Here is a 9593-nt window from a genome sequence, read left to right as displayed (position 1 = left end):
CCATGGTCCGTAACGCGGAGGAATGTCGCGCCAAGGCGCGCCAGTCCTCAAGCGCCACAAGACTCCATTGATCACATGCCGATGTCCGACATAGGCATGGCCATGGTGTGGGTTGGACGGCAAATGTAATTCCAATTGCCGCCATTGCTGTTCAGTTAGGTCAGTTCGGCTCATCGCCGTCTGACCGGCTAAACCTTGCTTGGTTCAACTCAGTCAGACAGACCCTAGCGCACCAGCTCCGCCGCACCCCACGCAACTTCGACCACCTTGCCGTCCGGCCCCTGCGTCGTCAGCTCCAGCGTGCGCACGCCCTCCACCGGCACGTCGACCCCGACCACGCCGGTACCGCGATGCGCGAACAGCACCTTGCCGTCGCCCAGCACCCGGTACGTCACCGGAACGCGCCCCGCGACGGTCCCGGCGCGGCTGCGAAAGCGCGCGAAGCCGCCGTCCAGGTCGACCGCCACGCGCGCGCCGGCCAGCACGCCGATGCCGTCCGCGACCGCCGCGCCGCCGATCTTCAAGGGCCGTCCCGACGGCGCCGCGTTGGCCTGCACGGGCACCCACCTGGCCGCCTGCGCCGTCGACAGCGCCGCGGCGCCGTCGCCCAGGATGCGCACGCGCGCCGGGATCTCGGTCAGCAGCACGTGCCCCGGCCGCAGGGCGTCGCCGCGCAGCACCAGCAGGGCCGTCTCGCGCGGCGCCAGGTCGACGGTGAGCGTCGCGCCGAGCGTGCGTTCCTGCCCGGTCCAGGCGTCGCGCGCGCCGGCCCCGGGCGCCATCTGCAGCCGGGCCAGCGGCACGCTCACGCGGCGCGGTCGCGCGCCGCGGTTGACCAGCGCCACCGCCTTGTGCCCCGGCGCGGCCAGCGTGCGCACCAGCACCTGGGTGTCGGCGCCGCGCTGCACCGTCACGCCCTGGTGCCCGGCCGGGTCCTGGTCGATGGCGATGACCTCGCGCCTGCCGGCGATGTCGAGCAGCGCGCGCGGCATCGTGGTGAGGTCGGCGCCCAGCACCAGCGGCGCCGCCGCGATGGCCCACAGCGACAGGTGGGCGCGCGCCTCCACCGGGTGGCGCGCGTCGAATTCGCCATGGCCCAGTTCCAGCATGTCCGGGTCGTTCCAGCGTCCGGGCCCGGCGTACAGCGGACGCGCGGCGGCCGTGTCGAAGTTGTGCAGCATCGACTTCCACGTGGGCTCGATGTCCGCGCTGGTGCGCCAGGTGTGGCCGTAGCGGCCGGCCCAGCCGGCCACGCGCGCCTCGCCCCAGGTGCAGATCGACAGCACGACGTCGCCGCGCGGGCGCACCGCGTCGATCTCGCGGCGCAGGCCCGCATACAGCTGCTCGACCCGCGCCGAATTGGCCGCATCGGGCCGGCCGCGCACGATCCAGGGGCCGAACGCGGCGTGGGTGCCGTCGCGCACCCAGGGCTGGTTCGGGGTGAAGTCGGCCAGGCCGCAGGCGTCCACCTTGACGTAGTCGAAGCCCCACTCGCCCAGCAGCAGGCGCATGTCGGCCGCCTGGTGGCCGAAGGTGCCGATCTCGCGCGCGGCCGTCGTCCCTTCCGGCAGGTTGGGGGAATGCCGGTCCCAGGCCTGGGAACAGGCGTTGCGGCCGATCTCGGTGTAGATGCCCGCCTTCAGGCCCAGCGCGTGCAGCCTGTCGACGAAGGGCCGCAGGCTGGTACTGCCGTCGGCCAGCAGGCCGCTCGGGAACATGCCGGTGCGTACCTCGATGCGGCCGTCCGGGCGGCGCGTGCGCCACCAGCCGTCGTCCATGTTGACGTAGCGGTAGCCGGCGTCGCGCAGGCCGCTCGCCACGAGCGTGTCGGCCACCGCCATGATCTTGCCCTCGTCGACCTCGGTGTGGAAGGCGTTCCACGGATTCCAGCCCATCGGCGGGGTGAGCGCCTGCGCCGCGGCGGCCCCGCACAGGGCGCTCAACGCCGCCGCCAGCAAGGTGCGCCTCATGCGGGCACCGCTTCCAGCAGCAGCGCGTGCGCGAAGCGCACCGTCACGCGCGCGCCGGCGCCAGTCACCTCGCCCAGTTCGCGCCCGTCGACGTAGTCGCGCAGCTTCCAGCGCCCCGCCCCCAGGCCGCGGATCTCGACCGGCCCGTCCCATTCGGGCGCGAAGAAGGCGAAGTACATGCGGCCATCCTTCTCGACCGCATGTCCTTCCGGCCTGTCGAAGCCGATGTCGTACAGCTCGCCGCGGTAGACGCCCCTGGGCAGCATCTTCTCGCGGTAGATGCCGATCCACTTGCGCCAGACGACTTCGCGCTCGGGCGTGAGGAGGAAACTGTCCTTGGGCTTGGGATCGACCGGCCAGGTGAACTTGGTCGACAGCACGGCGCCGATGCCGACGGTGGACGCGAAGTCCTGGCCGCCGTCGCTCAGCTCCACGTGGTCGCCGGCGTACGGCGCCGACGGTCCCATCAGCGCCTTGATGGTCTTGCCCTTGTGGCGCACCTGCCAGGACGACAGCGGGTCCGAGGCCGGCGCCTGGTTCATGTAGGGGAAGTTGTGGAAGGCGTACGAGGTCCCGCAGGGGCACAGCTCGACCACGGCGTTCGGGTTCACCTCGCGCGCCGTGTCGTACACCATCTTCCAGAAGTCCTGCAGCTTCTCGAACGACTCCTCCGGCCGCGCGTGCTTGTGCGCCGGGTTGTGGCAGGGCGCGACGCCGTTCAGGTGCTGGCCGTCGATCTTGATGCCCTGGTAGCCCCATTCGCCGAAGATCTTGCGGATCCACGCGCGCGTCATCTCGATCGTCGGTGCGTAGGCCGGGCACAGGTAGAGGCTGTTCCACCAGCTGATCAGCTGCGGGGCGCCGTCCTTGTCCAGCAACAGCATGTCGACGTGGTCGTGCAGCAGGTCCGAACCCGGGTCCACGGCCAGCGGCGTGATCCACAGGCGCGCCTTCATGCCGGCATCCTGGATGGCGCCGACCAGGCCGCGCATGTCGGCGTCCCCGTTCGGGAATTTCTTCCGGTCGAGCTTCCAGTCGCCCTCGTTGTTCTGCCAGCCGTCGTCCAGCACGGCCCATTCCAGGCCCAGCTCCCTGGCCTTCTGCAGCGTGCCCACCATCAGCGGCACGGTGAAGTCGCGCTCGTAGCCCCACGCGCACCAGATCGGCTGGTAGCAATCCTCGGGGCAGTCCGGCGCGGCCAGGCCGCGTTCGGCCATCACCTTGCGGTAGCCGTCCAGGGCGGCGAAATAGTCGCCCGTGTGCAGCGCCAGGAAGGTCTCGAGCGTGTCCAGCGTCTCGCCGGGCTGCAGTGTCGCTTCCCGCTCGAACTCCACCGCCAGCGACGCCCCGCCCTCGACCTGTCTGACGGGCAGCGCGACCAGGCGCGGCACCGTGTCCAGGTGGCCCACGGCCAGGCCGCAGTCGCGCTGCCAGACGTCGACCGCCGGCGTGCCGCCGCCGTAGTCGGAACCGTTCATGCCCATGAAGTTGCGCTGCTCGAAGCCCCGCCTGACCGGCTGCACCCAGTCGCGCCGGTCCGGGTGGGTGGCGCCCGAATAGGTCCAGAAGGCCGGCTTGCGCCCGGCCGCGGCGCGCAGCGTATGGGCGCTGTTGGCCCAGGCGGCGACCGGCAGCGGCTTGTCGCCGGCATTGCGGTAGCTGGTGCGGATCACCGCGAAGCCCGGATGGCGCTCGTAGAAGGTGACGGACACGGTCTTCTCGATGCGTTCGGGCGCCATGCCGGTGAAGCGGTGGCGCACGCCGGGGCCGTGCGGACCCGCGACGCGGTCGGCGGCCTGCGCGGCCAGCGCGAAGTGGCCGACCCAGCGCCCGTCGGCCAGGCGCAGGCGCTCGCTCGGCGCGAACGCGGTGACGGCGCCCGGGCGCGGGCCGCGCCGCGACACCACCCGGCACTGCAGCCCGGCGTCGAATTCCAGCGCCATGGCGGCGTCGCCGACGCGCGCCACGTTCCTGCCCTTGCCCTCCTGGACGGCGGCGGCGCCGGCCGGCCCCACCGTCGATGCCACGGCCGTACCGGCCAGCCACTGCAGCAGGCTGCGGCGGCGTTCGTCATGCGCTTGGTTCATCTGTCTCCTCGTGTCGGATGCGGTTCTACATGGCCGGCGCCGGGCCGGCTCCCGCCGCCCCTACACCAGCTCGACTTGCGCGCCGCGCGAACGCAGCGCCTCGACCGCCTCCGGCGCCGCGCCGGCGTCGGTGATGATGCGGTCGACCTGTTCGATCTTCGCGATCACGGACAGGCTGCGCCGTCCGATCTTGGACGAGTCGCCCACCGCGACCACGCTGCGCGCGATCTCCAGCATGCGCGCGTTCAGGCGCGCTTCCAGCAGGTGCGGCGTCATCACGCCGATCTCCGGATCCAGGCCATCGAAGCCCAGGAACAGGATGTCGGCGTGCAGGCCCTGCAGCGCGGCCTCCGCCTGCGGCCCGCCCAGCGAGTACGAACTGGGCCGGAGCACGCCGCCCAGCATCACCAGCGTCACGTGCGGCGCGCCGGCCAGCAGCACGGCGATGTTCAGCGCATTGGTGATCACGTTCACCGACTGCAGCTTCAGGCCGCGGATCTGCTTGGCGATTTCCGCCGTCGTCGTGCCCGAATCGAGCACGATGGTCTGGCCCTCGCCGATCAGCCGCACCGCCGCCTCGGCGATGCGCACCTTCTCGGCGCGGCGCAGGTTCTGCTTGACGCCGATCGGCAGGTCCTCGTCGTCGCGCTGGGCCAGCGCCCCGCCGCGGGTGCGCACCACCGCCCCGATCTCGGCCAGCGCGTTCAGGTCGTTGCGCGCCGTGACCTGGGAGATGTCGAACATCGCCGCCAGCGCCGCCACCGTCACGCGGCCCTGCTCGGCGACCAGCTCGCGGATGCGGCGCCGGCGCTCTTCCACCAGCAGGTCGGGGTCGCTTGCGCCTGTACCGGCGCCTGTACCTGCGCCGACTTTCGTTTCCGTGTTATTCGTGTTGTTCATTGCCGATCTTTCGCCTTCGTAGTGAGCCAGATGATACAGGAGGCCAGGTACGAAATGAAACGAAAGATCGGCCTCCCTCATGCTTGCGGCTTGCGCCAGGCCTGCGGATACGCTTTCTCGGCGTTCAGGCGGTACAGCTTGTCGACGACGCCCTTCGGCAGCGCCAGGCCGCGCACCGGCCCGTCGAGTTCCGGCACGTCGAAGCGGTCGGCGGTATTGAAGTAGCGCCAGTCGCGCCGCCACACGGTGTCCAGGTCCTGCGCGAAGGCGGCGTCGGGCTGCCCGGCGGACTGCGCCAGGTCGGTGCCGTACATCAGGCGGTCCTGGTACTTGACGAAGAAGTCGACCACCGCTTTCGGGTCGCGCCGCGACTGGTACTGGATCTGGCCCATGCGCGCCGCCACGTCGACGTGCACGCCCGGGTGCGCATCCAGGAAGCGGCCCAGGCGGCCGACGTCCCACTCCAGCGACGCCATGTGCACGCCGGTGAAGCGCATGCGCGGGTGCCTGGCCAGCAGGTGGTCGCGCGCGGCCATCTGCTGTTCGTAGCCCGGCATTTCCGGATGGCGGTACATGTGGTACGCCGGGTGGTTGCGGAAATACTCCTGGTCGTTCTTGACCGTCATCCGCTCCACCGGCAGCCAGCAGTTGTGCGGCTCGCCCTGGTGGCCCAGCACCATCACGCCGCGCCGCTCCAGGCCGGCGAACAGCCCGTCCAGGCGCGGGTCGTCGACCATCACCAGCCGGCCCTGGCGGTCGCGCAGGTCCATGCCGATGTTCTTCCAGACCTTGACGCCGACGGCGCCGTCGGCCAGCGCCCCGTCCAGATCCTTCAGCGTCGCCTCGGTCCAGCCGGGCCGCTCGAAGTCCTTCGTCGCGAACGTCGCCACCCAGGCCAGTTCCGCCGGATGGGCGTGGGCCGCGCGGCGGGCGACGCGGCGCTGGACGTCGAGCGGCGGAAAGTCCGGATAGTCGACGTTGATCGTCAGCGCGCGGAAATTGTCGCGCCGCGCCAGCGCCAGATAGGCGTCCTGGCTTTCCCCATGCAGGTGCAGGTGGGCGTCGATCTTCGGCACCTTGTCGAAGTCGGCCATCGTGTAGCTGTCCGCCGCCGACGCCGCCAGGGGGGCGGCGCACGCCGCGGCCAGGATGATGATGCGGATGAAGCGCTGCTGCATGTCTCGTCTCCTCGTGGAACGGGCGGGCTCAAGCCGCCGTCAATCGTTCGAGCGCCGCCGCGTCCAGCGGCGTGCCGGCGCTGCGCGCCGCGTACAGGGCGGCGCCGAGCACCGGCGCCAGGCGCGGCGCGGCCAGCCGGTACGGGTGCGCGCGGGCCGCCAGCGCCTGCGCGAACGGCGCGCGCAGCGGACCGCCCGGACCGAACAGGCCGCCGGTGTGCGATACCGCGAGCGGCGCGTCGGGCGGCACGGCCAGCGCCGTGCGCACGGCATCGACCATGGCGGCCAGTTCGCCGGCGGCATCGTCGACGATGGCCTGGGCCAGCCGGTCGCCCAGCGCCGCGGCTTCCGTCACCAGGCGCGCCAGCTGCGCGACCTTGCTGCGTTCGCCCTTCAGCTCCCCGTAGACGACGCCGCACAGGTCGAGATCGTCGCGCAGGGCCAGGCGCGCCCGCACCAGTTCGTACAGGGCGCCGCGCGGGGCGCGGCCGTCGCTCATGCGCGAGAACAGCGCCAGGCCGGCACGGGCGATCCAGTGCGCCGATCCCTCGTCGCTGAACAACTCGCCCCAGCCGCCGGCGCGCGCCTGGCGGCCGGCGTATTCGCCATAGGCCATCGAACCGGTGCCGGCGATCACGCTGATGCCGTCGGCGCAGGCCAGCGAACCGGCCCAGCTGCACACCATGTCGTTGCCGCACAGGTAGCGCCCGTGCCCGAGCACGGCGCGCGGCAGCGCGTCGAGCCTGGCCTGGGCGGCGCGGTCCTCGCCGTAGGCCGGCAGGCCGAAGAAGGCGAAGTCCAGGTCGGCCGCCGTCACGCCGGCGGCGTCGAACAGCGCCCGGCAGCCGCGCTCGAGCACGGCGGCCGCGCCCTCGATGCCGGTCTCGACGTGGTAGGCGCTGCCCTCTTCGCTGCGGGCGCGCACGGCGCCGGCGCGGTCGACCAGGGCGAACGCCGTCTTGGTGCCGCCGCCGTCAATCCCGAGGAACATCGGCATCCCCTTCGAACGGATGGATGGTCACGCCGCGCACCACGCGGTTGACGGTGCCGCTGCGGCTCGGCGTGTCCGGGCGCAGGCCCAGGGCCAGCGACGCCAGCAGCGCGAACGACTGGCAGAACGCGATGCCCGCCAGCGCGAGTGCGAGCTCGCCGGCGCCGTCCATGCCGTCGAACACCAGGTCGTCCGCGTCGAGCCGCGCATCGGCCTGCCCGGACAGCGCCAGCACGCGGCCGGCGCTGCCGTCGCGGCGCAGCTCGGCCAGCAGGTCGAGGTCGTAGCGGCGCGCATGGGCGTCGTTCGACAGCAGCACCACGACCAGCGTGTCGGCGTCGACCACGGTCTTGGGACCGTGGCGGAAGCCCAGCGGCGAATCGAACAGCGCGACGACCTGGCCGTCGGTCAGTTCGAGCAGCTTCAGCGCGGCCTCGCGCGCCAGGCCGCGCAGCTCGTTGCTGCCCAGGTAGACCACGCGCTGGAAGCGGCGCCCCACCAGCTCGTTGAGCAGCGGCAGCGCCGCCACCTGCGTCGCGCGCGCCGCCGCCGCCGGCGCCGCCACGGCGCCGTGCTCCAGCACGCCGAAGGCCAGCGCGGCGGCCAGCAGCATCGAGGTGAAGCTGGTCGTCATCGCGAAGCCGCGGTCGTGGGTGGCGTCCGGCAGCAGCAGCGCCAGCGCCCCGGCGCGGCCCTGGGCCATGCGGTACAACTCGCCGTCGGCGTTGCAGGTGATGACCAGGTGGTGCACCTCGTCCAGCAGGCGGTCGGCCAGCGCCACGGCCGCCACGCTCTCCGGGCTGCTGCCGGAGCGGGCGAACGACACCAGCAGCGTCGGCACGCCGCGCTGCAGGAAGCGCGCCGGGCCGGACACCAGGTCGGTGGTCGGCACCGCCTCGGCGCGCAGGCCGCGGCCCAGCAGGGCCGGCGCCAGGCATTCGCCGATGAAGGCCGAGGTGCCGGCGCCGGCCAGCACGATGCGCAGGTCGCGGCGCGCCAGCAGCGGCGCGAGGAAGGCGTCGAGCGCGCCGCGCCGGTCCGCCACCAGCGCGTCGATCTGCGGCCAGACCGCCGGCTGCTGTGCGATCTCGCGCGCCGTCAGCCCCGCTCCCGCGGCGTCCAGGCGGTCTTCGGCGATTCCCAGGATGTCCCTCTGTACTACCAGCATGTTTCCAGCTCCTTCGTTGCGGCGCCCGCCATGCAGGCATCCATGTACTGGCGCAGCACCCTGGCCACGCCTTCCTTGAGTAAATCGGCCGGCCGGTTGCGCAGGCGTCCCGCGCGCACCGCCTCGTACTGGGCCGGCAGGTACTGGCTGAGCAGCGTCAGCGGCGGCGCCGTCCGTTCCAGGTTGGCCAGCAGTTGCGCCTGGGCCGCCTGGATGGCCGGATGCGGCCAGTAGTAGCGGATGCGGTCGCTCAGGCTGTACTGCTGGTCGAAGCGCGCGCGCGCCGGGTCGTGGTAATACTTCTGCCAGTACCCCGGCTCGGCGCGCATCGTGTCCAGCACCACTTCCTTGAAGCGCGAACCGCCCGCGCCTGCCGTCATCTCGTGCTCGATGTCGGCCAGCGCCCACAGCGTCTCGCGCAGCGCGAAGGTCAGGCCCGGCCCCGCCTTGAGGATGGCGAAGTGGTCGCGCACCAGGGCGGCGAGGCCCTCCGGCGTCTGGTAATCGGTCGAATGCGCCTCGAACAGCATGCCCGGCACGCCCTCGATGAAGCGGCTCAGCGCCTGCGCCCGCTCGGGACGGTAGTCGATCACCTTGTGGTGGTCGAACTCCACGCCCGGCTGCACCACCAGGCCGACCACGCGCGGCCAGGCGGCGTCCAGGCCCGCCGCCTCGAACGCGACGCGGTGGGCGTCGATGGTGGCCGCGGCGGCCGCCGGCGTGGTCACGGCCAGTTCCTGCAGGTCCTCGTGGGCGCCGCCCGGCACCGGCACCTCGGTGCCGACGATGTACACGGGCGCCCCGCCGCCCGCCACGCGCCAGGCGCGTTCCGCCACGGCGGCCAGGCGCGCCGCGCGCGCCGCGACGGTCGCATCCGGCAGCGGCACCGGGTCGCCGGCGCAGGACATCGAGCAGTCCAGGTGGATCTTGCGAAAGCCCGCCGCCACGTACTGGTCGATCAGCACTTCGGCGCGCGCCATCGCCGCGTCGGCGTCCCGGTCCTGCCAGGCGTTCGGCCCCAGGTGGTCGCCGCCGAGCAGCACGCGCTCGCGCGCCAGCCCGACGCGGTCGGCGATGCCGTGCACGAAGTCGCGGAACGCCGCTGGCGTCATGCCGGTATAGCCGCCGTCCTGGTCGACCTGGTTCGACGTCGCCTCGACCAGCACCGGCAGGCCGCGCTCCCTGCCGGTCTCCAGCGCCGCCTCGATCACCAGCGGATGGGCCGAGCAGACCGAGTGGATGCCCACCGGTTCGCCGTCCTTGTGGCGGCGCACCAGTTCCAATAGATATTCCATGTAA

At 72.3% G+C, this 9593-nt stretch carries 8 protein-coding genes; all 8 read right to left on the bottom strand.

Going from position 1 to position 9593, the window contains the following annotated elements:
* A partial coding sequence (locus tag QZ749_RS05170; protein ID WP_296944065.1) for a transposase occupies positions 1-174 on the bottom strand: 174 nt, incomplete at its 3' end.
* A 50-nt stretch (positions 175-224) separates the two neighbouring features.
* Positions 225-1970: an NPCBM/NEW2 domain-containing protein gene (locus QZ749_RS05165; RefSeq protein ID WP_296944059.1), complete on the bottom strand. Its 1746-nt coding sequence runs from the start codon at positions 1968-1970 to the stop codon at positions 225-227.
* A complete protein-coding gene (locus QZ749_RS05160) occupies positions 1967-4057 on the bottom strand; it encodes a glycoside hydrolase family 36 protein (RefSeq protein WP_296944057.1) in 2091 nt (696 codons plus the stop codon). The genes QZ749_RS05165 and QZ749_RS05160 overlap by 4 nt, the downstream gene beginning before the upstream one ends.
* Positions 4058-4117: 60 nt before the next feature.
* Positions 4118-4957, bottom strand: coding sequence for a DeoR/GlpR family DNA-binding transcription regulator (locus QZ749_RS05155; RefSeq protein ID WP_296944054.1), 840 nt, complete (start codon positions 4955-4957; stop codon positions 4118-4120).
* 77 nt (positions 4958-5034) lie between these two features.
* Entirely contained in the window at positions 5035-6135 is a 1101-nt protein-coding gene (locus QZ749_RS05150; RefSeq protein ID WP_296944052.1) for an amidohydrolase family protein, read from the bottom strand.
* 28 nt (positions 6136-6163) lie between these two features.
* Positions 6164-7126 (bottom strand): N-acetylglucosamine kinase, encoded by a 963-nt coding sequence (locus QZ749_RS05145; RefSeq protein WP_296944050.1) that lies wholly within the window; start codon positions 7124-7126, stop codon positions 6164-6166.
* The gene (locus QZ749_RS05140; protein WP_296944048.1) at positions 7110-8294 is read right to left on the bottom strand and encodes an SIS domain-containing protein; all 1185 of its coding nucleotides are present in this window, start codon (positions 8292-8294) and stop codon (positions 7110-7112) included. Before QZ749_RS05140 ends, QZ749_RS05145 begins: the two co-directional genes overlap by 17 nt.
* Complete coding sequence (locus QZ749_RS05135) at positions 8285-9589, bottom strand: D-tagatose-bisphosphate aldolase, class II, non-catalytic subunit (protein WP_296944045.1); 1305 nt, start codon at positions 9587-9589, stop codon at positions 8285-8287. Before QZ749_RS05135 ends, QZ749_RS05140 begins: the two co-directional genes overlap by 10 nt.
* Positions 9590-9593 lie beyond the last annotated feature (4 nt).

This window comes from uncultured Massilia sp. (assembly GCF_913773735.1).
Taxonomy (GTDB): Bacteria; Pseudomonadota; Gammaproteobacteria; order Burkholderiales; family Burkholderiaceae_D; genus Telluria.
Note: the sequence above shows the minus strand (reverse complement) of the source record. Positions and strands in the feature narration are given on the sequence as shown.

Bases quoted from the DNA above. Each gene is read 5' to 3' on its own strand.
- QZ749_RS05145 (WP_296944050.1), bottom strand. From the start codon at position 7,126: ATGTTCCTCGGGATTGACGGCGGCGGCACCAAGACGGCGTTCGCCCTG.
- QZ749_RS05140 (WP_296944048.1), bottom strand. From the start codon at position 8,294: ATGCTGGTAGTACAGAGGGACATCCTGGGAATCGCCGAAGACCGCCTG.
- QZ749_RS05135 (WP_296944045.1), bottom strand. From the start codon at position 9,589: ATGGAATATCTATTGGAACTGGTGCGCCGCCACAAGGACGGCGAACCG.
- QZ749_RS05160 (WP_296944057.1), bottom strand. From the start codon at position 4,057: ATGAACCAAGCGCATGACGAACGCCGCCGCAGCCTGCTGCAGTGGCTG.
- QZ749_RS05150 (WP_296944052.1), bottom strand. From the start codon at position 6,135: ATGCAGCAGCGCTTCATCCGCATCATCATCCTGGCCGCGGCGTGCGCC.
- QZ749_RS05155 (WP_296944054.1), bottom strand. From the start codon at position 4,957: ATGAACAACACGAATAACACGGAAACGAAAGTCGGCGCAGGTACAGGC.
- QZ749_RS05165 (WP_296944059.1), bottom strand. From the start codon at position 1,970: ATGAGGCGCACCTTGCTGGCGGCGGCGTTGAGCGCCCTGTGCGGGGCC.